This window comes from Bradyrhizobium sp. SK17 (genome assembly GCF_002831585.1).
Lineage (GTDB): Bacteria > Pseudomonadota > Alphaproteobacteria > Rhizobiales > Xanthobacteraceae > Bradyrhizobium.
This window is the reverse complement of the sequence record NZ_CP025113.1, coordinates 4,482,675-4,506,383: the sequence shown is the minus strand read 5'-3', so window position 1 is coordinate 4,506,383 and position 23,709 is coordinate 4,482,675. Positions and strand designations below refer to the sequence as shown.

Genomic DNA, 23,709 nt, shown 5'->3' with positions numbered 1-23,709 from the left:
GATTGCAACGTTTCAAGGAATCCGAACAGCCGACCTTGCGGACCCAGCCCTCGTTTGGAAGGTTGAGCCGATAAACGAGCTCGATTGTTCGGGGAATTAGGCCGCGCCGGATATCCGCCATCAAAGCGGGCCGGCTGCGAGTGCCGGGTATCTACTGCGAGAGGAGCCAAACGTCAAGATCGGCAGCGTCGCGCCCCACCCCGGCCGCAGCTGCGGCGAACCGGGACAGAGCCCCTCAAATCAAGCACTTAGGCGCACGGCTGGAGCTAGATTGGCCTCGCCCATCCACCGCCGCGGCCGGGTCGATCACCCGGCAAAGCTGTTCTGGACCGCCTGATCCAACGTCGAGCCGCCGACATAGCGCTGCCGCAGCTCGCGCTTGAGCAGCTTGCCGCTCGGGTTCTTCGGCAGGGCATCCACGAAGATCACCCGCTTCGGCACCTTGAAATGGGCCATCGACGCCGCGCAATGCTTGATGACGGTATCGGCATCGAGGCTCTCGCCGGCCTTGACCACGACGATCGCGGTCACCGCCTCGATCCAGCGCGGGTCGGGCAGCCCGACCACCGCGACCTCCGACACCGCCGGCAGCCGGTAGACCATCTCCTCGACCTCGCGGCTTGCGACATTCTCGCCGCCGCTCTTGATCATGTCCTTCACGCGATCGACCACGGTGAAGTAGCCGTCGGCGTCGACAACAGCGAGATCGCCGGAGTGAAACCAGCCGCCGGCAAACGCGGCCGCGGTCTTGACCGGATCGTTGTAGTAACCGGACAGCAGGTGCGGCGAGCGGTGCACGATCTCGCCGACCTCCCCCACCGCGACGTCGGTCATGTCGGGCTTGACCACACGGGTCTCGACATTGATCGCGGGCTTGCCGGCGGAGCCGGCCTTCGGCAGTTGGTCCTGCGGCGCGAGCACGGTCGCAAGCGGCGCGATCTCGGTCTGGCCGTAGAAATTCCAGAACTGCACATCCGGCAGCCGGCGCTGCAATTCGAGCAGCACCTCGACCGGCATGATCGAGGCGCCGTAATAGCCCTTGCGCAGGGTCGACAGGTCCGTGCGATCGAACGCCGGCGAGCGCAGCATCGCGATCCAGATCGTCGGCGGCGCGAAGAACGAATTGATCCTGTGGGTCGCGATCAGCGCCAGGACGTTATCGGGCACCGGCTTGCCGGTGATCAGGCTGGTGGCGCCGAGGTAGATCGCGGGTCCGAGGAAGACGTCGAGCTGCGCGCAGTGATAGAGCGGCAGCGCGTGCAGCACGGTGTCGTCGGTCGCCATGCCGCCGTCGATGATGCAGCTGACATACTGCCACATCACCGCTTCATGGGTGAGGATCGCGCCCTTCGGCAGCGATTCGGTGCCGCTGGTGTAGATGATCTGCGCGGGGTCGCGGCTGTCCACCGACACGTCCGGCGCCGACGCATCGCTGTGCAGCAAACTGTCGAATGTCGTGATGCCTTCAGGCGCGGTCGCGGCATCTTCACCGGGCAGCCAGATCAGGGTCTCGACCGCCGAGCCCTTGGCCGCCGCGGCATGCGCGGTCTCCACGAAGTCAGGGCCGACCGCGAGCAGCCTGGCGCCTGAATTGGCGAGGATGAAATTGATCTCATCGGGATTGAGCATGAAGTTGATCGGCACCAGGATCGCACCGATCCGCGCCACCGCGAAGCGCAGCGCGGCGAAGCCGTGCGAATTGCGCGACAGCACCGCGACGCGGTCGCCCTTCGCGACGCCAAGGCCGATCAACCCGCGGCCCAGCCGGTTGCAGATCGCGTCCATCTCCGCGAAGGTCCAGCCCACCTCGCCGCAGATCAGCGCGGTCTTGTTTGGGTAGCGCTTCGCCGACCGGCGCAACAGATCGCCGATGCTGTGCTCACGGGCGCGCTGGATGGTCGCTGCGATGTCTTCGCTCATGTAGTCCCTCCCGAATGTGCTTGTTGTCGTTGTCCTGCCTTCGCCGCGCCGCCGCTATTGCCGGGCGGCGTAGGCGTGTTCCATGTAGGTGTGCTCGACCGAACGATCGAGCGAGGCGATCTTCTCGAAGCCGCGCCGCCAGTCCTGCAAGTGCCGTCGCGTCCACAGCACGCCGGCTTCCTTGTCGCGGCGCCTGATCGCGTCGAGCATATGGCCATGCGCCTCGACGAGGCGCGCGCCGCCCTCCGGCACGCCGCCGACGATCATCTCGGTGGTCGGAAAGAACAGCTGCGCGGCGGGCTCGCGGGCGAGCTGCAACACGCGGTTCTGCGAGGCCTTGGCCATCAGCACGTGGAATTCGGCGTCGAGCTCGGCGAGCTCGGCGGGATTACCGACCACATTGGCGCTGCGCTCGAGATTGCCGGCGAGCTCGGCGATGTTCTCATCGGTGGCACGCTCCACCGCGCCTTCGACGCTCGCGATCTCCAGCGTCATCGAGGCCTCGAACAATTCGCGGAACGTCACCTCATGCAGGATCAGCGCGCGCGACAGCCGCGTGGCGAGCTTGTTGTAGCGCGGCAGGCAGGCTTGCAGGCGGCGGCTGGAATCGCGGCGGATCAGCCCGCCCTCCTCCAGTACGCGGATGCCTTCGCGCACCGTCGAGCGATTGACGCCGAACTGCTCCACCAGCTGCTGCTCGGTGCCGATCGGCTCGCCCGGCTTGATCCGGCCGTTGATGATCTCGCGCTCGATCGCGTCGGCGACCTTCTGATAGGCCGGCGCGACGTCGATGCGCCGGAACAATGGCGTGGCGGGCACCCTGGGCTCCCGATTGTTGTTTGTCGGACAAAGCTAGAGGAAGGCCGATGAACCGTCAAATGCGTCCATACCGGCTGGATTGTCGCACCTGGCGGGCCAGAATTGACACTGGAACCGGGCAAATCTAACTTTGTCGGACAAACCGATAAGAACACCCCGGGAGGACGCATCACCATGAAATCCATCGCCACGAGTCTGTCCGCCGCCGGCCTCTTCGCCGCCGTGCTGGCGGGGCCTGCGCTCGCGCAGCAGACACCGCTCAAGATCGGCGTGCTGACCGATTTCCAGTCGGTCTATTCGGACATCGGCGGCGCCGGCAACGTCGAAGCCACCAAGATGGCGATCGAGGAGTTCGGCGGCTCGATGTTCGGCAAGCCGATCGAGCTCGTCACCGCCGATGCCCTCAACAAGGCCGACGTCGCCGCCACCATCACCCGGAAATGGTACGAGGCCGAAGGCGTCGACATGATCATCGACATGCCGACCTCGGCGACCGCGCTCGCCGGCATGGAGATGTCGAAGCAGTTCGAGAAGATCATGATCGTGACGGACGCGGCGAGCTCCGACATCACCGGCAAGTCCTGCTCGCCCTATACGCTGCACTGGACCTACGACACCTACGGCAACGCCCACACCGTCGGCAGCGCGATCGTGAAGAACGGCGGCGACACCTGGTTCTTCATCACCGCCGACTACGTGTTCGGCCATTCGATCGAGCGCGACACCGGTGACGTGGTCCGCGCCGCCGGCGGCAAGGTGCTCGGCAGCGCGCGGCATCCGCTCAACACGCCGGACTTCTCGTCCTTCCTGTTGCAGGCGCAGGCCTCGAAGGCCAAGATCGTCGGCCTCGCCAATGGCGGCGGCGACACCATCAACGCGATCAAGCAGGCGTCCGAATTCGGCATCGTCGCAGGCGGGCAGAATCTGGCCGGGATCGTGATGTTCATTTCCGACATCCACAGCCTCGGGCTGAAGCTCGCGCAGGGGCTGATCATCACCGAGGCGTATTATTGGGATCTCAACGATCGCACCCGCGCCTTCGGCAAGCGCTTCTTCGAGCGCACCAAGCGGATGCCGACGATGAACCAGGCCGCGACCTACAGCGCCACACTGCACTACCTCAATGCGGTCAAGGCCGCCGGCACCAGGGAGACCAAGCCGGTACTGGCCAAGATGCGCGCCACCCCGGTGCGCGACGCCTTCACCGACAATGGCGTGGTGCGCGAGGACGGCCGCATGGTGCACTCGATGTTCCTGTTCGAGGTCAAGAAGCCCGAAGAATCGAAAGCGCCGTGGGATTATTACAAGCTGCTCGCCGAGGTGCCCGGCGACCAGGCGTTCCGGCCGCTCAAGGACGGTGGCTGCCCGCTGGTCAAGTAGCCGGAAACGATCATGGCCGGGGTCCAGGACCTCGGCCAAAGTATTCAAATTGTTGGCTTAAAAGCTGGCAGGAGTGGCAGGGCTCGAACCTGCGACCCCCGGTTTTGGAGACCGGTGCTCTACCAATTGAGCTACACTCCTGCAGGGAACCGACGTCGCCGCCGGTTCGCGCCGTTTCAAGCACAAGGCATGGCCGGTTTGCAAGGGCTGAGCGCTGAAGCTTCTGTTCATTGCAAAACTTCTGCGTCAGACTTCCACCATCACGCCTCGTCGGCACCTCGCCGCAAGAATCAAGAGCCCGGGAGAGACCATGAACGCCCAAACCGCCACCAAGCATGCCGCCAGCCCGGCCACCCCGTCCCTGCCCTTGGCCAAACCCGAATCGATCGGACTGTCGGGCACGCGGCTACAGGCGCTGTCCGACACGTTCAAGCGCGAGGTCGACAAGGGAACTGCGCCCGGCTTCACCGTGCTGGTGGCGCGGCGCGGCCAGGTCGGCTGGTTCGACGCGATCGGCCGGCAGAGCCCGACCGCCGCGGCACCGATGACGCATGACACGGTCTTCCGCATCTTCTCGATGACCAAGCCGATCGTCTCGGTCGGCATCATGCAGCTGCTCGAGGACGGCCACTTCCTGCTCAACGATCCCGTCGCCAAGTTCATCCCCGAATTCGCCGAGACCAAGGTCGGCGTCGAACGCGACGGCAAGCTCGAGCTGGTCCCCGTGCAGCGGCAGATGACGATCCAGGATCTGCTGCGCCACACCTCGGGTTTAACCTATGACCACACCGGCAACGGCCCGGTGCAGGAGCTCTACAAGCAGTCGCGGCTGCGCAGCCGCAAGATCACCAATGCAGAGCACGCCACCATGCTCGCCAGCATGCCCTTGGTCTGCCAACCGGGCGCCGAATGGAATTACAGCCGCTCCACCGACATCCTCGGCCGCATCATCGAAGTCGTCAGCGGCAAGACGCTCGGCGAATTCCTCACCGAGCGCATCCTCGCGCCGTTGCAGATGAACGAGACCGCGTTCCACACGCCCGAAGCCAATGCCGGCCGGCTGGCCGAGGCATTTGGCAACGATCCCTGGACCAATGAGAAGGTGCAACTGTTCAACATGCTGGAGAAGCCGGCGATGGAATCCGGCGGTGGCGGACTGGTGTCGACCACGATGGACTATGCCCGCTTCGCGCAGATGCTGCTCAATGGCGGCTCGCTCGACGGCACCAGGATCATCGGCCGCAAGACGCTCGAATTCATGGCCTCCGATCACCTCGGCGCCGGCGTCAAGGTTCAGGGCACGCTGGTGTCGCCCGGCCACAGCTTCGGCCTCGGCTTCGCCGTGCGCATGCAGCAGGGCATCGCAGCGTTCTCCGGCTCGGTCGGCCAGTACTTCTGGAGCGGCATGGCCGGCACGTTCTTCTGGATCGACCCGCGCGAAGACCTGATCGCGGTCTTCATGATGCAGGGCCCGGGCCAGCGCGAATACACCCGCTCGCTGGTGAGGAACGGGGTGTACTCAGCAGTGGAGTGATCGCTGCCTCCCCTCATCAATGCTGTCATGCTCCGCGAAAGCGGGGCATCCAGCACGCCGCGGCGGTCGTGATGAATCGAGAGGCCTCGGCGTACTGGATCACCCGCTTTCGCCGGTGATGACGAGATGAATGCGTGGCACGCTCTGCGCACCAACGACGATCAGCTGATCGTCGCGCCGCCGTCGATCACCACGGTCTGGCCGGTCATGAAGTCACCGGCGCGCGAGCCCATCATCACCGCGCAGCCCGCGATCTCGTCCGGCACGCCGATGCGCAGCAGCGGCGAGCGCGCGGTCGAGGCCTTCAGATTGTCCGGATTGTCCCACAGCGCCTTGGCGAAGTCGGTCTTGATCAGGCCGGGCGCGATGCAGTTCACGCGGATATTGTGCTTGCCGTACTCACAAGCCAGGTTGCGCGCGAGCTGCATGTCGGCGGCCTTCGAGATCGCGTAGGCGCCGAGGATGGTCGAGCCCTTGAGGCCGCCGATCGAGGACACGATGATGACGGAGCCGTCCTTGCGCTCGATCATCTGCGGCACCACCATCGAGATCAGCCAGTTGTTGGCGACGATGTTGTTCTCGAGGATTTTTCTGAATTGATCGTCGGAGATGCCGGCGAGCGGGCCATAATAGGGATTGGACGCCGCGTTGCAGACCAGCACGTCGATCTTGCCGAAGGCGCGGTTGCTCTCGTCGACCAGGTTTTGCAGGTTTTCCTTCGAAGAGATGTTGGCCGCGATCGCAACCGCAGTGCCCTTGCCGTAGCTGTCGTTGATCTCCTTCGCCACCTGCTCGCAGACGTCGGCCTTGCGCGAGGAGATCACGACCTTGGCGCCGTGCTCGGCCATCCGCTCGGCGATCGCGCGCCCGATGCCGCGCGTCGAGCCGGTGATGACGGCGACTTTTCCCTTCATGTCGAACAAGGTCATGGTTCTCTCCCTGATGTAAGATGTTTGAGTTCTGCGTTTAGCTTAGGCAGTGATGCGGTGCTGCGATAGCAGCAATCACGCGAGCTTGCTCGCCGGCCGCACTTCGGGCCCGGACGGCTGATGCATCGCGGCGTGGCGCGGATCGGCGATCCAGGGCTGCTGGTTCACCATCGGCAGCCGCCAGGTCGACAGGCCGACACCCGCGATGTGATCGAGCCGCGTCACCGAGACGTTGTCGACGTCGAAGGACAATCCGCGATCCGGCTGGCCGCCGAGCGCAAGGCCGACCGCGGCACGGATCACGCCGCCATGGCCGACCGCGATGATGTTCCGGCCCGCTTCCGCAGCCGTGATCCGCACGATCGTGCGGCAGACCCGCGTGTAGAGGTCCATGAAACTCTCGCCGCCCGGTGCGGGCTCGTTGACGTCGGCAAACCAGCTCCGGCCGGGCGGCTGGCTGGCGAGCAGCGCGGCGCGGTTCATGCCCTGCCACCGGCCGAGATGCTGCTCGGCGAAATCCCGCTCCTGCGTCATGTTGGCCGGCTTCGGAAATCCAGCGGCCCAGATCGCTTCTGCGGTCTGGTGCGTGCGCTTGAGGTTGCTCGAATACCAGACCGCGTCGCGCGGCAGCATCTTGGCAACTGCCTCGAACACTTCGACGTCGCCGGTGTCGCAGTCGATGTCCTCTTGGCCGTAGATGTTGCCGCCGTCGCTGCGCACCGGCGCGTGGCGAATCCACCACCACCGCGTCACCGTCACGTTTGGCTTGTCTGGATTGGACATCGGATGAGCCCTTCAATACTGTCCCCCGTCGCTGTACGTCACGCCGCACACCGTCTCAAGTGCTTCGGACGTTTGAAATTTTGTTTGAATTCCGTCGCGCGGCAAAGGCGCCACGGACCACGTGAACAGGGAGAACCTCATGGGCCGCCTCGAAGGCAAATCCGTAATCATCACCGGCGCCGGCAGCGGCATCGGCCGCGCGGCGTCGCTGCTGTTCACCAGGGAAGGCGCGAGACTGATTGCGGTCGACCGTACCGATGGCGTCAACGAGACCGCGAAGCTGGTGCGCGATGCCGGCGGCACCGTCGAAGCCGTGACCGCCGATGCGGGATCGGAGAGCGACGTGAAGGCCTTCATCGAGAAGGCGGTTTCGAAGTACGGCAAGCTCGACGCGATCTGGGCCAATGCCGGCGTCAGCGGCGGCCTCGTTCCGCTCGCCGATCAGACCCCCGAGCATTGGCAGGAGGTGCTGCGCGTCAATTTGATCGGCCCGTTCCTCGCGATCAAGCATTCGATTCCGCACATGACCAAGCAGGGCTTTGGCTCGATCATCCTCACCGCGTCGGTCGCGGGCCTGAAGGCCGGCGCCAGCGGACATCCCTACGGCGCGAGCAAGGCCGGCGTCATCAGCCTGGTGCAGACCACCGCCTACTCGCTCTCCGGCACCGGCGTGCGCGTCAACGCGGTCTGCCCCGGCCTGATCGAGACCGGCATGACCAAGCCGGTGTTCGACCGCGCCAAGGAGCGCGGCACCCAGGACAAGATCGGCCAGCTCAATCCGCTGAAGCGCCCCGGCCAGCCGCACGAACTCGCCGCGATGGGGCTGTTCCTGGCCAGCGACGAAGCCTCCTACGTCAACGGCCAGGCCATCCCGGTCGACGGCGGCCTGACGGCATCGATGCCGTATACCGGCAAGCCGGTCTAACGACCGCGCACTTCATCGTGTCATCGTCGTCCCGGCGCAGGCCGGGACCCATACGCCGCAGCACGACTTGCAAGCGGGACTCGGTTCGCCGGCATCGTGCACCAATCTGCATTTGGGGTGATGGGTCCCGGCCTGCGCCGGGACGATGGCGAGGATGTTGCACGAGCTGTGAATCAGCTCCTTCGTTCTCGCGACATGAACCGTCCGGGACGCGTCCGCGCGCGCACAACACGTTCTTTTCCCTTTCGCAGTTTCGTTGCTATGGTCGGGCGATCCGTTCCCGTTCATGGCGCCATTCATGCAAACCCCACGTCCCGACCGTATCCGCAAAATGTTGGCCGACCTCGTCGCCTTCGACACGGTGAGCGATCGTTCCAACCTGCCGCTGATCGATTACATCGAGCGTTACCTTGCCTCGTTCGGCGTCAGCGGTGAGCGCGTCGTGGATGACACCGGGCAGAAGTCCTCGCTGTGGGTCACGATCGGCCCCCGGGACAAGGCGGGCCTGGTTCTGTCGGGGCATACCGACGTCGTGCCGGTCGCGGGGCAGGACTGGACCCACAACCCGTTCGAGCTCGTCGAGCGCGACGGCAAGCTGTACGGCCGCGGCACCACCGACATGAAGGGCTTCGTCGCAGTCTGTCTTGCCATGGTGCCGGAGATGGTCGATGCCGGCCTGAAGACGCCGATCCATCTTGCGATCTCCTACGACGAGGAGATCGGCTGCGTCGGCGTGCGGCCGATGCTGCGCGAGGTCGCGCGCAAGAGCGTGAAGCCGCTCGGCTGCTTCGTCGGCGAGCCGACCCGGATGCAGGTGATCATCGGCCACAAGGGCAAGCACGGCGTGCGTGCCACCTTCCGCGGGCTCGCGCGTCACTCCTCGATCGCGCCCGACGGCGTCAACGCCATCGAATACGCGGCCGACCTGATATCAGAGATTCGCCGCCGCGCCGCGCTGCTGGCCGCGGATGCCGAACAAGACAGTCTCTACGACGTCCCGCACTCGACGCTGCTCACCAGCATCGTCCACGGCGGCGCCGCGCTCAACATCGTGCCCGACCAGTGCGTGGTGGAGTTCGAATGCCGCGGCATTGGGATCACCGAGTCCAGACAGGTGACGGACGCGATCGTCGCCTGGGCCGAGGCGGAGATCGAGCCGAAGATGCGCGCACGGCATCCGGACTGCGGCATCGACTTCGCGGAGATCCTCGACTATCCCGCGCTCGATACCGCCGCCGACGCCCCGATCGTCACGCTCGCCAAGCAATTCGCCGGTCGCAACGACCACGCCAAGGTCGCCTTCGGTACCGAGGCCAGCCTGTTCACCAGCATGGCAGACGTGCCGTCGGTGGTGATCGGCCCCGGCGGAATCGCGCAGGCGCATACGCCGGACGAATTCGTCGAGATATCGCAGCTCGAGGCGTGCGGAGACTTCGTCGCGCGACTGATCGCGCATTGCGCGAAGTGAGACGGCATGTGTGGACGGATTGACGAGGCGTCGCCCGCCGTTTCTTGCGTCAGGCCGAAGTTCGCCCCAAGCCGTGGGCTCACGGATGCACAGCAAGGGCCGATTGGCACAGGCAGGGGCAGCCTATTCGGCGGAGCAGGATGATGGTCGAGAAGCGTCGGCGCGGCGCTGCCCTCGAGGATGCGATCCTCGACGCAGCCTGGCAGGAATTGCTCGATCGTGGTTATGGCGGCTTCACGATGGAGGCCGTCGCGAAACGGGCAGGCACCAGCCGGCCCGTTCTGGCGCGCCGGTGGGCAAGCCGATCCGATCTCGTCGTCGCCGCCATTGCGAACTACAACCAGAGCAACCCGGTTAGAACGCCGGATCTCGGGAACGTCAGGGACGAGCTGGTCTCCCTGCTCCAGAAGTTCTCGGACCGTGGAGCGCGGACGATGCTCCGGGTCCTGCTCAGCATGGGTGACTACTTCCTGGAGACCGACACCAATCTTGCCGATCTGCGTCGACGGCTCGTTGGCGACGGCAAGCTGAAAGAGGTTTTGCACCGAGGCGTTGGCGAGGTCCTTCAACGAGGCGTCGAGCGAGGCGAACTGGATCAAAGCAGGCTGACGCCGCGAATATCGACCCTGCCCATCGACCTGATTCGCCACGAGGTGCTCATGACGCACCGGCCCGTATCGAAGAAGGTGATCGAGGAGATCATCGATACGATCTTTCTGCCACTGGTGACGGCACGCCCGCGCCGGAACTGAATCACCTGACATTCGAGCGGCGCCTCGTCGGCATCTCAGGCCCGGCTTCCATACCAGCTCGCGGCCGGAGTTCGGCCGGGATGCGGCATCTGATCGGCTCGAGCACGTCACCCTCGCCACAAGATACATATGCGCATCTTATTGACAGCGCGCACCTGCTCCATTAGATGCATAATCGCATCTTATGCCACAGGGAGTGCAGTATGCCCGTCAAGCCGAGTTCCGAGGCGCGCGGCCGCAATGTCCTGATCTCCGGTGCGAGCATCGCCGGGCCGGCGACGGCATATTGGCTGAACCGATACGGCTTCGCCGTGACCGTGGTGGATCGGGCTGCCACCATCCGAAGCGGCGGTTACCCGATCGATGTAAGGGGTACCGCGATCGACGTCGCGGAACGCATGGGCGTGTTGCCGCAACTCCGCACGGTCCATATCGATACGCGGAAGCTGACGTTCGTCGATGCCGGCGGACATCCGATCGCCGCGATCTCGCCCGAAGACCTGGCCGGCGGAATGACCAGCCGTCACGTCGAGCTGCCGCGCGGCGTGCTCGTTTCGATCTTGTATGATCTGACGCGGCACATGCAGGTCCGTTATCGGTTCAACGATTCGATCGACGCGATCGACGACGATGGGGCCGGTGTCGACGTCCGTTTCAGCAGCGGGGCGAAGCAGCGCTTCGATATCGTGATCGGCGCGGACGGCATGCATTCGAACACCCGCGCCCTGGCGTTCGGGCCGGAAGCACCGTTCCACCGCTATCTCGGTTTTTGCTTCAACCTGTTCTCGCTGCCGAACGAGCTTGGTCTGTCGCGCGAGGCCGTGATCTATTCCGAGCCGGGCCGCCTCGCCGGCGTGTATGCGGTTGGCGAGAGCCATCTGCTCCAGGCTTTCCTGAATTTCGCTGCCGACGAACCACCGTTTCGTTCGAATGCTGACGTCGACCAGCAACGCCGGCGGACGGAAGAACTTTTCCGTGATGGCGGTTGGGAGGTTCCTCGTCTGGTCGCGGCCATGCGACGCGCGGACGACCTGTTCTTCGACACAGTCGGCCAGATCCATCTGCCGCGCTGGTCGTCCGGCCGCGTGGCCCTCGTCGGCGACGCTGCTCACGCGCCCTCATTCCTGTCGGGACAAGGCACGAGCCTCGCGCTGGTTGGCGCCTACGTGCTTGCCGGAGAGCTGGCGGCGCATGGTGATCCCGCCCATGGCTTTGCGTCCTATGAGCGACTGGCACGGCCATTCATGGAGGCGAACCAGGCCCTCGCCCTGAACAATGGCGGGACCCTGCTCATGCCACGCACACAGGAGGAACTCGATGCCCGCAACGAAATACTTGCGACGATGCGAACGTCGGGCCCGGCCCCATCCTATGGCGAGCGCACCAGTCAGGTCCACAACTCGCTGAAGCTGCCCGACTACACGCACTTGATCGTCGGCTGAGCGGGGGTGTGGGCAAGGATCACAGACTGTTTGTCGCGCGGCCGACGGCGCATTGCGCGGAGCGAAAGCGGAAACAATTGCGCAGCCCGTATGAGCGAAGCCACAGGCCGGAACGATTTGCCGGGTATCGCTCCGCTCACCCAGGCTACGAAACTGCCTATGGCTTGTCGTACCGACCGTTCAGCATCAGCGCGAGCACTGGTGCGGCGCCCCGCTCCATGCGTCGATGGTTGACGAACGCGGAGCATTCGACGAGCGCATCGTATTGCTCGCGGCAACGCCGCTGAAAACCCGGCGCGTCGTCGATACGAAGAATGAGCACGCCACCCTTGGGAACTGATACACTCGTCATGCCGCTCGGAGGGTCATCGACGTATGTCATGCAGTCGATCCACGCGTCCATGTTGCGTCCATAGAAGTCGGGAAAGCCGAGCGTCGATTGGAAAACAGAATGAAAGCTGTCCCAATCCTGAATCTGGTCGACCGGAATTGTGATGATCATGGCGCGCCAGCGTAGTTGGCATGGTGCGGTTGCGCCAGCTTGGATCAGAGCCCATCCGGCGGCAGGCCGGGCCCGGTTGCGGCCGGGCGGAGCTTGTCGCGCTTGCGCTCGCGGTAGAAGGCGTAGAGGCCGGAGGCGACGATGATCGCGGCACCGGCGAGCATCGCGCCGTCGGGCTTGTGGCCGAACACGAGGTAGCCGAGCAGCATCGCCCACAGCAACGCGGTGTAGCGGAACGGCGCCACCGCCGAGATGTCACCCGTGCGCAGCGACACGATGATGCACTGGTAGCCGATCAGGATCAGCACCGCGGCGAATGTGAGCAGGCCGAGGGCATGGCCGGACGGCGCCTTCCAGCCGCCGAGCGGCACCAGCACGGCGGCGCCCGCAGTCGTCACCGTCACGGTCGTGAGCAGCGTGATGAACACGGTCGGCAGCTCCTTCGGGATGCGCCGGGTCGCCAGATCGCGCACCGCGCAGAAGCCGACCGACGCCAGCGCCAGCAATGCGGCCTGGCTGAAACCTTCGGCGCCGGGCCGGACGATGACGAGCACGCCAATGAAGCCGGCCGCGATCGCAAGCCATCGTCGCCAGCCGACCGGCTCGCCGAACACCAGCGCCGCGCCCAGCGTGATGACCAGCGGCAGCGCCTGGAAGATCGCCGACGCGTTGGCGAGCGGAATTTGCGCGATCGCCGACAGATAGGTCAGCGTGCCGCCGATCTCGCCGAGCACGCGCAAGCCCACCGGCCAGATCAAGAGCGCACGGAAGCTGCGCAGCGCATCGCGATACCACGCCAGCGCCGCAACCAGTACCATCGCGACCACGCCGCGGACCAGCAGGATCTCCCCGATGTTGAGCTCCGCCGACACCGCCTTGGTGATGGTGTCGTTGGCCGTGAAAGCGGCCATGGCCGCAGCCATGAACAGGCTGCCGCGAAGATTCGAGGACAGAGGCAAGGTGAAAGCGTCCGATCAGGACCAGGGCGGGAAACAGCGACCGGATTGACTTGCCAAAGCGGCGTGGCGAACTCAAGTCACAGATGGCTACAGGATGGAAACATGCCGTAGCGCAAATTCGGTGAAAGACGGATGAGCGGAAACTCCCCCTCACCCGGATCGCATCTGGCGATGCGATCCGACCTCTCCCCGCAAGCGGGGCGAGGTAAAAAGAGAAGCGGCGCGAGCTGTGAGCATCGCGCCGCTTGTCATGTCAGGTTGCGCCGGCCTTCTGCGCGTATTCCCACGATGCCTTCGACAGCGGCACGGTGCGCGCGGCCGACTCGAGGGCCTTGGCATTGGCAGCGGTGCCGTCGCGGACGCGGCCCGCAATGCCCTGCGTAATGCCGGCGAGGCGGAACAAATTGTAGGAGAAGTACCAGTTCAAGTCAGGCACGGCCATGCCGGTGACGTTGCAGTAGATCTGCGCAGCCTCATCCTGGCTCGGGATGTTCAACGCCTTGAGGTCGGCATTGGCGAGGCCCGGCATGGTCCACTGCATCAGCAGATAGGTGAAGTCGGCCATGGGGTCGCCGAGCGTCGACAATTCCCAGTCGAGCACCGCTTGCACCCGCGGCTCGGTGGCGTGGAAGATCATGTTGTCGAGGCGATAGTCGCCATGCACGACCGAGACACGCTTCTGCTCCGGCACCGTCTTCGGCAGCCACTCGGCGAGCTTTTCGAACTCGGGAATGTGCTGCGTCTCGGAAGCGCGGTACTGCTTGGTCCAGCGATCGACCTGGCGCGCAAAATAATTGCCGGGCTTGCCGAAATCGCCGAGGCCGATCTTCTCGGGATCGAGGACGTGCAGCTTCGCCAGCGTCTCGATCTTGCTGGTGAAGATCTTGTGGCGTGCATCGGGCGCCTGGCTCGGCAGCGTCGGATCCCAGAACACCCGCCCCTCTTCCATCGACATGATGTAGAAGGCCGAGCCGATCACCGCATCGTCGGTGCACAGCGCATAGGCTTTCGCGACCGGAAAATTCTGCTTGCCAAGTGCCGCGATCACGCGGAACTCGCGGTCCACCGCATGGGCCGACGGCAACAATTTACCGAACGGCCGGCGGCGCATCACGTAGTTGCGGCCGGGCGTCTCGAGCTTATAGGTCGGGTTGGACTGGCCACCCTTGAATTGCAGGACCTTGAGCGGGCCCTGATAGCCCTCGACGTGCTCTTTCATCCAGGCGTCGAGGCTGGCCTCGTTGATACGATGGCGCTCCTCGACTTCCCTTGTCCCGGAAAATTCCTCGTCTTTCCTGACGCCGTCCGCCACGGTGACGCTCCCTCAACACGTTTCTTGGGAGCGCCATTGGACGCTCCCTTGTTGACGGGAGCGCCTTTGCAGCGCTCCCTCGATCAGGCTGGCGCACCAGCCTGATTTCTCTTTTTCATTCTGAGCACGATGCGGTCGCGAACGCTATGCGTTCCCGGTCATGCTCAGTGCGACGTGTTTGCATACTTCCGAACTTCAAGCCTGGCAATGGCGCGATTGTGCACCTCGTCCGGACCGTCCGCCAAGCGAAGCGTGCGGATGTGGGCATAGGCGCGCGCCAGCCCGGCATCGTCGGAGACGCCACCACCGCCATAGGACTGGATCGCCTGGTCGATGATCTTCAGCGCCATGTTGGGCGCTGCGACCTTGATCATGGCGATCTCGGCCTGCGCGGTCTTGTTGCCGACCTTGTCCATCATGTCGGCTGCCTTGAGGCAGAGCAGACGATTCATCTCGATGTCGGTGCGGGCCTCGCCGATGCGCTGCTCCCAGACCGAGTGCTCGATGATCTTCTTGCCGAACGCAGTGCGCGAGGTGAGCCGCTTCACCATCTTCTCCAGCGCTTCTTCAGCCTGGCCGATGGTGCGCATGCAGTGATGGATGCGGCCCGGACCGAGACGGCCCTGCGCGATCTCGAAGCCGCGGCCCTCGCCGAGCAGGATGTTTTCCTTCGGCACGCGAACGTTCTCGAGCAGCACCTGGGCGTGGCCATGCGGCGCGTCGTCATAGCCGAACACCGGCAGCATCTTCTCGACCTTGATGCCGGGGGTGTCGAGCGGCACCAGGATCTGCGACTGCTGCTGGTGCTTGGCGGCGTTGAAGTCGGTCTTGCCCATCAGGATCGCGACCTTGCAGCGCGGATCGCCGACGCCCGACGACCACCATTTACGGCCGTTGATGACGTAGTGATCGCCGTCCTTCTCGATCCGGGTCTCGATGTTGGTGGCGTCGGACGAGGCGACCGCCGGCTCGGTCATCAGGAAGGCGGAGCGGATCTCGCCGTCCATCAGCGGCCGCAGCCATTTGCGCTTCTGCTCCTTGGTGCCGTAGCGGATGAACACTTCCATGTTGCCGGTATCGGGCGCGGAGCAGTTGAACACTTCCGACGCCCAGGAGATGTGGCCCATCTCTTCCGACAGCAACGCGTATTCGAGATTGGACAATCCCGCGCCGTGGAATTCGTCATCCTCGTGCGAGGACGGCGGCATGAACATGTTCCAGAGGCCTTCGGCCTTTGCCTTCTTCTTCAGATCCTCGAGGATTGGGATCACCTTCCAGCGCGGGCCTTCGGCGTCCTGCTTTTCGTAGATCGGCACCGCCGGGCGGACGTGCGTTTTCATGAAAGCCTGAACGCGCTCAAGCCACTCCTTCTGCCTGGCCGACATCGTGAAATCCATGGGACGCTCCTCGTTTCCTAGACTTTGGGCCGCACTGTCCACCCGGCGCCCGGACGCCGCAAGGGCGTTCGCGGGACCGGCGCGGTGGTGTGCCAGAATGCCGCCCGCATTGTTGCGGATTGACATTACCGGCTGTTCAAACGATAGTTTCATACAAATGTTTGAAATGCAACTCCCTGTCGTCTTCGTCGTTCCGGCGCATCGCGCGCAGACCGACTGAAAGGCTCTCAGCCATGGCCAGCGATCACACCCGGTCCGCCATTCTCGCCGCCGCCGAGCGACTCTATGCCGACCGCGGCTTCGGCGACGTCACACTGCGCGACATCGTCGCGGAGGCGAACGTCAACCTCGCGGCGGTGAACTATCATTTCGGCTCCAAGGACGAACTGATCGCGGAGCTGTTCGTCACCCGCAGCATCCAGACCAACCGCGAGCGCCTCAACGAGCTGAAGGCCGCGGAAGAGAAGGGCGGCGGCCGCGCCACGATCGAGGACATCATGCGCGCCCTCGTCGGCCCGACCTTGCGCGGCTGCCTCGGCCCCGACCGCGAAGGCTCCACCGCGGCGCGCTTCATGATCCGCGCCTCGATCGAATCAGTGCCGCCGATCCGCCGGATCAAGAACCGCGAGGTCGACCATTTGCGCAAATTCGCTGCCGCGATGCGCCGCGCGATGCCGGCGAGCAGCGACACCGAGCTGTATTGGGGCCTGCACTTCGCGCTGGCGATGGCCCACCACACCATCCGCGAGAAGGAACGCCTGCTGCGGCTCTCGGAAGGCAAATGCGATCTCGACGACGTCCGCGCCATCATCGATCGCGTGGTCACGGTCTCGGTGATGGCGCTGACGATGGGCGAGGTGCCAAGCAAGCCGGCCGCGCGGCCGGCGATGGTGCACGGCCGGCTGACGCGGCAGGACCTGTGAGCCGCCACGCGGCGGCACAGCCTATTCGATGAAGTAGAACGGATTCGGCACCTTGAAGGTCATCTCGGCGTGTCCGCCGACGAGATCGCTCTTCTGATCGCCGACATTGGCGATAACCGCAAAGCCCTTGCTTTCGATGTCGGCGCGCGCGGCCGTCTTGTGGATGCTGACCGAGCCGGTCGAGGCCGGATCGCGCATGTAAAGATGATCTCGCGCGATGCCGTCGAAGCCCGCCAGTTGCAGATTGCGCAACGTCCAGACGCTCGCCATCTCCTTGTTGTGCTCCTGCTCACGTCGGCCTGTGACGAAGAACACCTCGACCTTGGTGCAGGTGGCGGCCTGGTCGATGCAGCGGGCGAGCTTGTAGAGCTCAAGCGTCGGACCGATCGCGGCGGCACGCGCGCTCTGCTGCCAATCGAGGTCGCCGCAGGGATCGCCGACCTCGGTGAAATCGCAGCGGCCGCCGGGCGTGCTCGGGATATAGGCGTAGTCGTCCTGGTAGATGCGAGGCCAGTTGAACAACGAGGTCTCGTCGATATCGAGTACGACCGCCGGACGCTGGACTTCCGGCGCTCGCGCCGTCACCCACTTCCGCGCATTGCCGAGCACCGCGGCGATGTCGTTCTCGTAAGCCGCGCAGCGATAGGTCAGCAGCCGCTTCTTGAAGAGGTCGATATTGTCGGGCTCGCCGGCATCGGCCGCCGGCGCTGTGCCGGCCTTGTCGCAGCCGAGCCGCGGATCGACCGGCGTCCCGGTTTGGGCGAACGCCGGACTGCCGGCGACGACAATGGTCGCAACGAGGGCGCAGAGACAACGCAGGGCAATATTCGTCATCGGATCATCTCCCGGTGAAAACCGGAAGACTACGATCACAAGTTGCACGAATTTAAGACAGGCGCGCGGTCCCTCGCCCGCCCTCAGACCATCGCGATGGCGTCGATCTCGATGTCGAACGGCCCGGTCCATTCCGGGATGCAGACGAAGATCCGCGCCGGCAGATCGTCCCCGAAGTATTTTCGGTAAATTGCATTGAAGGTGGCGAAGTGCTTCGCCGAGGTGCAGAAGATGTTGCACTTCATGACGTTGTCGAACGAGGCGCCGGCGGCTTCCAGGCACTGCCTGAGCTGCTCCATCACGAGCTCGCTCTGGCGCTCGATCGACGCGCCTGCGGCGATCTCGCCGGTGGCGGGATCGAACGGCGGCAGGCCGGAGACGAAGATCACGTTGCCGGCGCGCGTCACCGCGGACGCCGGCGCCTTCCAGCGCTCCAGCCAGCTTGAGATCGGTTCGACGCGGACCACTTCCCGTTTCATGATGGGGACCTTCGATAAGAGGATCGATGCCGCCAATCTAGCAGGAAGATGTCAATGATGCTTCGATATCGGTCGAAGTGTTAAAGCATCTCGCGGTAGACCGCGACGGCGGCCGCTACGAGTGCGGCATTGCCGGAGGCTACGGTGCCATCCGGCATTGCCCTGCCGTCCTCGAGACCGACCCTGGTCGACCAGCGCCGACGATGCGCTTCCTCGAGCAGTGGCCAGACCGTGGCATCGAAACCATGCAGCAGGATTTGCCGGTGCAATTCAGCGCGGTTCAGGATCGAGGCGATCTCGTCGACCGCCTGCAACGCCTTGCTGTGGTCCTGCGCACCGATCTCGATCATGACCCGCAACACCGACCCGTGTCCCGGAAGGCCGATGAAGCGCTCGGCATCGGCGACCGATGCGAGGCCAGCCTCGATGCCGACACCGTGGCCGCGCAGCAGGTTCATCACCTCCGGCGCGTCGGGTTCGGAGAGGTTGACCGATGCATAATCGGGCAGCTCACGCCACGCCGTGATCGCAGCCCGCGTGCGCTCGACGTCGTTCTCGATCCACGCCCCGGTCGAGACACCGACCAGGGTGCCCGGACATGTCCGCCGAACCGCAGCCACCGTCTGATCGATGCAAGTCAGGCTCTCGCGACGCTCGGGGTCGCGCGGATGGATATGCAGCTCGGCGGCACCTGCCGCGACGCAGGCTGCGCTGTCCTGCGCAATCGCAGCCGCGGTCAACGGGAGATGCGGATGGAAATCGACGGGACGCGCGCCGTTGAGACAGGCCTGGATGATCATCAGCGGACGCGCCTCATCAACGTGGCGATCGATCGCGTCAGGTTAATGCAGCGGCGGCGGCTTGTCACCGCCGCCGTGCCGGCACGCGCCTACAGGATCCCCTGCGCCTTCAGCCCTTCGACCTTGGCGTCGTCGTAGCCGATGGTCGCCAGCACGTCCTTGGTGTCGGCGCCGAGCAGCGGCGGGGCGCGGTAGTCGGTGATCGGGGTGCCCGAGAAGGTCAGCGCGTTGCGGATCAGCGACAGGTTCGGCTCGAACGGATGATCGACCTTGACCCGCATGCCGCGCGACTGCACGTGCGGGTCGCTGAACACCTGCTCGAAATTGTTGATCGGGCCGGACGGCACGCCGGCCTCCTCCAGCTTCTCCAGCCAGTAGGCCACCGGCTTCTTCAGGAACAGGCCGGCGAAGATCGCCATGATTTCCTTGCCGTGCACGACGCGGTCGTTGTTCTTGACGAAGCGCTTGTCGTTGGCGAGCTCGGGCTCGCCGAGCACCGCGCAGGTGCGCTGGAACTGGCCGTCATTGCCGACCACGAGCATCAATTCGCCGTCGGTACAGCGGAACACGCCGGCCGGCATGCCGCCATTGCCCCAGGTGCCGCGGCGCGGCGGGGTGGTGCCGTTGACGAGGTAGATTTGCAGCCAGTGCGACAGCGAAGCGATCACGGTGTCGAACAGGCAGACGTCGATATGCTGCCCTTCCCCGTTGTTGGCGTCGCGATGGTAGAGCGCCGAGAGGATGCCGATCGAGGTGTTCATGCCGGTCATGTAGTCGACGATCGAGGGGCCGACCTTCATCGGGCCCTCGCCCGGCTCGCCGTCGATATGGCCGGTGACGCTCATCAACCCGCCCATCGCCTGAAGGATGGCGTCGTACCCGGCGCGCGGCGCGTAGGGCCCGGTCTGACCAAAACCGGTCACCGAGCAATAGATGATGCCGGGGTTGATCTTCTTGATGGTCTCGTAGTCCAGGCCGTAGCGCTTGAGGTCGCCGACCTTGTAGTTCTCCATCATCACGTCCGCCGTCTTGGCGAGCTCGCGGACGATCGCCTGCCCCTCGGGCTTGGCGATATTGACGGTGACCGACTTCTTGTTGCGGTTGGCGCAGAGGTAGAACGAATTGTTGTTGTTCTGCTTGCCTTCGGGGTCGGCTAGGTAGGGCGGGCCAAAGGCGCGGGCGTCGTCGCCGCCGCCGGGCCGCTCGATCTTGATCACTTCGGCGCCGAGATCCGCCAGCATCTGGGCCGACAGCGGGCCCGCGAGCACCCGTGTCAGGTCGAGAATCTTGATGCCCGAGAGTGGCAGAGCCGACATGAAGCATTCCTCCGATATCTTGCGAATTCTGATTATGCGGCGCCGGACCCGTCCCAGCGGTGTCCTTGGGCGCCAGAGCTTGCCGATACACCATTTTGGTGCCGCGAGCACTGCATTGTCGGCATGAAGCCATCCCTGGACGGCCTATGTGCGGCGCACCGGCGGAGCCGTCGGGGAACCGGTCGCGAGAATCGTGCGGATTGCCGCCACGCGAAATTGTGAAGATGCCGACACCGATTTGCCGCAGCGTCTGCGGTAATTTACCTCCGACGAGGAGGAGACCATGCGGACGATCACGACGGTCGGGCTGCTGCTGACCCTGCTTGCGGCCGCAATGCCGCCGGCGGACGCGCGCGGCGGCCATGGCCATGGCGGCGGACACAGTCACGGCATGCATGCCGGCGGCGCCATGCGCGGCGGCGGATTTGCCTCCGACAAGCGGCACGGCGATGACGCCTATACCAAGGCGGCCTCCGATGAGGAGGACCGCCTGCTCAACAGCAAGCTGAAGAGCATCTGCCGCGGCTGCTAGCTCACTCAGCGCGAGCGGATTGCGGGAATTTCAGGAGGCGACGGCCTGCCGCGGCTGCGCGGTGGCGCCGATCAGCTTGCCGATCTCCGGCTTGCAGCCGCCGCAATTGGTGCCGGCCTTCAGGCAACGGCCGATCGCCTCGACGCTGGCGGCACCCTTCCTGATCTCGGCGGTGATCTGGTGCCGTCCGACGCTGAAGCAGGAACAGACGATCGGACCGACATCCTCGCCCGCACCGAACGGGCGTCCGGCAAGCAGCGACATTCGTGCATTGGCCGACAATTGCTGCTCGGCGAACAGCCCGGTCAGCCAGGCCCGCGACGGCAGCGCGTGGTCCGGCGCGATGAACACACAGCCTGCGAGCCGGCCGTCGCGCACCGCGGCGTAGCGGAAGCGGCCCGCCGCCGGATCGCGATAGGCGAGCCATTCGATCTCGACGCCGTCGAGCCCGAGCTGCGCCCGCGCCCAATCGCGCCAGCTCTCCGGGCGGACGTCGAGCGCAAGCTCCAGCCGCGTGCCCTCGCCGGCCTTGCCGTAGACCCAATAGCCACCCATCGGACGCTTGATCGCATCGCGGCTCAGGATGAAGGCGTGCCATTTCGGCGCGTATGGATCGGCCTTGACCGGCGTGTGCTTCGACTCCGGCTGGCCGGACAGCGGATCGACCACCGGATTGACCAGCGCGTTGACGCGGCCCTCGCCGGCGAACGCCTCGTTCCAGTGCATCGGCACGAACACGCAGCCGCGGCGCTGGTCGGCGGTAACCACGACCCGCGCGATCATCTCGCCCCAATTGCTGGTCAGCCGCACCAGCCCGTCATTCTGCACGCCCGCCTGCCGCGCATCGTCGGGGTGGAATTCCGCGTAGGGCTCGAACACATGCGACAGCAGCCGCCCGGTCTTCCCGGTCCGGGTCATGGTGTGCCACTGATCCCTGACACGACCGGTGTTGAGCACCAGCGGAAAGTCGCGGCTGGTCGCGTGGCGCGCCGCACGTGGCGCGACCGGCACGAAGCGCGCCTTGCGATCGGGCGTGAAGAATGTCTGGCTCCCGAACATCCGCGGGGTGCCGGCGGGATGCTCCGATGTCACCGGCCACTGCACCGGCGCCAGCGCGTCATAGGCGACGTCGTCGAGTGCAGCCAGCGCCGAGATGTCGAAATCGCGCCGGCCGTCATTCTCGAAGCCCGACAGCCCGGCGTGCTCGCGAAACACGGCCGCGGCCGAAGCGTAGTCGAAGCCGGCGTATCCCATGCGGGTGGCGACGTCGCAGACGATGCGCCAGTCGGCGCGCGCCTCACCCGGCGCAGCCAGAAACGGCCGCTGTCGCGAGATCCGGCGCTCGGAATTGGTGACCGTGCCGTCCTTCTCGCCCCACGCCAGCGCCGGCAGCAGCACGTCGGCATGGCGCGTGGTGTCGGTGTCGCGCATGCAATCCGTCACCACGACGAGCTCGCAGGCGTCGAGCGCGGCCCGCGCGCGATCGGCATCGGGCAGGCTCACCACCGGATTGGTCGAGATGATCCACACTGCCTTGATGCGGCCGTCGGCGATCGCGTCGAACATGTCGACCGCCTTCAATCCCGCCTTCTCCGCGATCACGGGCGCGCGCCAGAACCGCTGCACCAGTTCGCGATGCGACGGATTCTCGATCTCCATATGCGCGGCCAGCTGGTTCGCGAGCCCGCCGACCTCGCGGCCGCCCATCGCGTTGGGTTGGCCGGTCAGCGAGAACGGCCCCATGCCGGGACGGCCGATGCGCCCGGTCAGGAGATGGCAGTTGATGATGGCGTTGACCTTGTCGACGCCGCTCGACGACTGATTGATGCCTTGCGAATACAGCGTGACGACGCGCTCTGTGCGGGTGAACCAGTCGAAGAACAGGCCGACGGCACCTTCGGTCAGGCCGCAGGTCGCAGCCGTCTGCGCCACGGTCTGGCCGGCCACCTGCTTGAGCGCGTCGACGACGCCGGTCGTGCAATTGCCGACGAAGCCGCGATCGACCGCATTGCTGCCGGCGAGGAACGCGAACAGACCGTTGAACAGCACGCTGTCGCTGCCGGAGCGCAACGGCAGATGCAGATCGGCGCCCTCGCAGGTCGCGGTGCGGCGCGGATCGATCACCACGATCTTGCAGGCCGGGTTGTTCTCCTTTGCCGCCAGCATGCGCTGGTGCAGGATCGGGTGGCACCAAGCGGCATTGGAGCCGACCAGCACCAGCAGGTCCGCCTGCTCGAGGTCCTCGTAGCAGCCCGGCACGGTGTCGCTGCCGAACGCGCGCTTGTGCCCGGCCACGCTGGAGGCCATGCACAGCCGCGAATTGGTGTCGATATTGGCGGTGCCAACGAAGCCCTTGGCGAGCTTGTTGATGACGTAATAGTCCTCGGTCAGCAACTGGCCTGAGACGTAGAACGCGACCGCATCGGGCCCGTGCTCCCTGATGATCCGGCCAAAGCCATCGGCGACGCGATCGAGCGCGGCGTCCCATGTGGCCGGCGCGCCGTCGACAAAAGGTTCAAGCAGGCGCCCATCGAGATCGATGGTCTCGGCGAGCGCCGAGCCCTTGCTGCACAGCCGGCCGAAATTGGCCGGATGCTGCCTGTCCCCCTCGACCCGCACGAGGCCCGCCGCGTCCCTCGAGGCGATGACGCCACAACCGACACCGCAATAGGGACACGTGGTCTTGACGGACATGCCTGACTG

21 protein-coding genes and 1 tRNA gene are annotated in these 23,709 nt (G+C 65.1%); 8 read left to right on the top strand and 14 right to left on the bottom strand.

The genetic code is table 11. The features are described 5' to 3' along the window. Positions 1-306 precede the first annotated feature (306 nt). A complete protein-coding gene (locus tag CWS35_RS20500; RefSeq protein ID WP_100953426.1) occupies positions 307-1,920 on the bottom strand; it encodes an acyl-CoA synthetase in 1,614 nt (537 codons plus the stop codon). Positions 1,921-1,974: 54 nt separating this feature from the next. Then, a complete protein-coding gene (locus CWS35_RS20495) occupies positions 1,975-2,739 on the bottom strand; it encodes a FadR/GntR family transcriptional regulator (RefSeq protein ID WP_024578558.1) in 765 nt (254 codons plus the stop codon). Positions 2,740-2,913: 174 nt separating this feature from the next. On the opposite strand from CWS35_RS20495, the gene CWS35_RS20490 reads away from it, so the two are divergent. Then, positions 2,914-4,119 carry an ABC transporter substrate-binding protein gene (locus CWS35_RS20490; protein ID WP_100953424.1) on the top strand — a complete coding sequence of 402 codons (1,206 nt, stop codon included), beginning with the start codon at positions 2,914-2,916 and terminating at the stop codon, positions 4,117-4,119. 65 nt (positions 4,120-4,184) lie between these two features. Here the strand turns inward: CWS35_RS20490 and CWS35_RS20485 are convergent. After that, positions 4,185-4,260: transfer RNA gene (locus tag CWS35_RS20485), tRNA-Trp, on the bottom strand. A 169-nt stretch (positions 4,261-4,429) separates the two neighbouring features. Here CWS35_RS20485 and CWS35_RS20480 point away from each other — a divergent pair. Beyond that, positions 4,430-5,653 carry a serine hydrolase gene (locus CWS35_RS20480; protein WP_024578556.1) on the top strand — a complete coding sequence of 408 codons (1,224 nt, stop codon included), beginning with the start codon at positions 4,430-4,432 and terminating at the stop codon, positions 5,651-5,653. 161 nt (positions 5,654-5,814) lie between these two features. Here CWS35_RS20480 and CWS35_RS20475 read toward each other — a convergent pair whose 3' ends face one another. Both CWS35_RS20475 and CWS35_RS20470 read right to left on the bottom strand, forming a co-directional pair. Beyond that, positions 5,815-6,582, bottom strand: coding sequence for an SDR family NAD(P)-dependent oxidoreductase (locus CWS35_RS20475; RefSeq protein ID WP_024578555.1), 768 nt, complete (start codon positions 6,580-6,582; stop codon positions 5,815-5,817). Positions 6,583-6,657: 75 nt separating this feature from the next. Next, positions 6,658-7,365, bottom strand: coding sequence for a histidine phosphatase family protein (locus tag CWS35_RS20470; RefSeq protein WP_024578554.1), 708 nt, complete (start codon positions 7,363-7,365; stop codon positions 6,658-6,660). Between the two features lie 139 nt (positions 7,366-7,504). Between CWS35_RS20470 and CWS35_RS20465 the strand changes: the two genes are divergently transcribed. The 4 genes from CWS35_RS20465 to CWS35_RS20450 all read left to right on the top strand — a co-directional run bounded on the left by CWS35_RS20465 (position 7,505) and on the right by CWS35_RS20450 (position 11,952). Continuing rightward, complete coding sequence (locus CWS35_RS20465) at positions 7,505-8,290, top strand: SDR family NAD(P)-dependent oxidoreductase (protein ID WP_024578553.1); 786 nt, start codon at positions 7,505-7,507, stop codon at positions 8,288-8,290. A 298-nt stretch (positions 8,291-8,588) separates the two neighbouring features. Next, the gene (argE, locus tag CWS35_RS20460; protein ID WP_024578552.1) at positions 8,589-9,758 is read left to right on the top strand and encodes an acetylornithine deacetylase; all 1,170 of its coding nucleotides are present in this window, start codon (positions 8,589-8,591) and stop codon (positions 9,756-9,758) included. Between the two features lie 140 nt (positions 9,759-9,898). Next, positions 9,899-10,510 carry a TetR/AcrR family transcriptional regulator gene (locus CWS35_RS20455; protein WP_024578551.1) on the top strand — a complete coding sequence of 204 codons (612 nt, stop codon included), beginning with the start codon at positions 9,899-9,901 and terminating at the stop codon, positions 10,508-10,510. Between the two features lie 203 nt (positions 10,511-10,713). Continuing rightward, positions 10,714-11,952 (top strand): FAD-dependent monooxygenase, encoded by a 1,239-nt coding sequence (locus CWS35_RS20450; RefSeq protein ID WP_100953422.1) that lies wholly within the window; start codon positions 10,714-10,716, stop codon positions 11,950-11,952. A 157-nt stretch (positions 11,953-12,109) separates the two neighbouring features. Here the strand turns inward: CWS35_RS20450 and CWS35_RS20445 are convergent, their stop codons facing one another. From CWS35_RS20445 to CWS35_RS20430, 4 genes are all read right to left on the bottom strand, one after another. Next, positions 12,110-12,454 (bottom strand): barstar family protein, encoded by a 345-nt coding sequence (locus CWS35_RS20445; RefSeq protein ID WP_029878720.1) that lies wholly within the window; start codon positions 12,452-12,454, stop codon positions 12,110-12,112. 44 nt (positions 12,455-12,498) lie between these two features. Next, positions 12,499-13,413 (bottom strand): DMT family transporter, encoded by a 915-nt coding sequence (locus tag CWS35_RS20440; RefSeq protein ID WP_024578548.1) that lies wholly within the window; start codon positions 13,411-13,413, stop codon positions 12,499-12,501. Positions 13,414-13,666: 253 nt separating this feature from the next. Next, positions 13,667-14,725, bottom strand: coding sequence for a phosphotransferase family protein (locus tag CWS35_RS20435; protein WP_024578547.1), 1,059 nt, complete (start codon positions 14,723-14,725; stop codon positions 13,667-13,669). A gap of 164 nt (positions 14,726-14,889) precedes the next feature. Beyond that, entirely contained in the window at positions 14,890-16,122 is a 1,233-nt protein-coding gene (locus tag CWS35_RS20430) for an acyl-CoA dehydrogenase family protein (RefSeq protein WP_100953420.1), read from the bottom strand. Positions 16,123-16,355: 233 nt separating this feature from the next. Here CWS35_RS20430 and CWS35_RS20425 point away from each other — a divergent pair, with 233 nt between their 5' ends. After that, the gene (locus tag CWS35_RS20425) at positions 16,356-17,045 is read left to right on the top strand and encodes a TetR/AcrR family transcriptional regulator (protein WP_024578545.1); all 690 of its coding nucleotides are present in this window, start codon (positions 16,356-16,358) and stop codon (positions 17,043-17,045) included. 21 nt (positions 17,046-17,066) lie between these two features. Here the strand turns inward: CWS35_RS20425 and CWS35_RS20420 are convergent, their stop codons facing one another. From CWS35_RS20420 to CWS35_RS20405, 4 genes are all read right to left on the bottom strand, one after another. Continuing rightward, positions 17,067-17,879, bottom strand: coding sequence for an HAD family acid phosphatase (locus tag CWS35_RS20420; RefSeq protein WP_100953418.1), 813 nt, complete (start codon positions 17,877-17,879; stop codon positions 17,067-17,069). Positions 17,880-17,962: 83 nt separating this feature from the next. Continuing rightward, positions 17,963-18,358 (bottom strand): RidA family protein, encoded by a 396-nt coding sequence (locus CWS35_RS20415; protein ID WP_100956547.1) that lies wholly within the window; start codon positions 18,356-18,358, stop codon positions 17,963-17,965. Positions 18,359-18,438: 80 nt separating this feature from the next. Further along, a complete protein-coding gene (locus CWS35_RS20410) occupies positions 18,439-19,158 on the bottom strand; it encodes a 3-keto-5-aminohexanoate cleavage protein (RefSeq protein ID WP_100953416.1) in 720 nt (239 codons plus the stop codon). Between the two features lie 89 nt (positions 19,159-19,247). Continuing rightward, complete coding sequence (locus CWS35_RS20405; RefSeq protein ID WP_100953414.1) at positions 19,248-20,474, bottom strand: CaiB/BaiF CoA-transferase family protein; 1,227 nt, start codon at positions 20,472-20,474, stop codon at positions 19,248-19,250. Positions 20,475-20,757: 283 nt separating this feature from the next. Between CWS35_RS20405 and CWS35_RS20400 the strand changes: the two genes are divergently transcribed. Beyond that, positions 20,758-21,006, top strand: a complete 249-nt coding sequence (locus CWS35_RS20400) for a hypothetical protein (RefSeq protein ID WP_024578540.1) — start codon at positions 20,758-20,760, stop codon at positions 21,004-21,006. Between the two features lie 30 nt (positions 21,007-21,036). Here CWS35_RS20400 and CWS35_RS20395 read toward each other — a convergent pair whose 3' ends face one another. Further along, positions 21,037-23,700 carry a nitrate reductase gene (locus CWS35_RS20395; protein ID WP_100953412.1) on the bottom strand — a complete coding sequence of 888 codons (2,664 nt, stop codon included), beginning with the start codon at positions 23,698-23,700 and terminating at the stop codon, positions 21,037-21,039. Between the last annotated feature and the right edge of the window lie 9 nt (positions 23,701-23,709).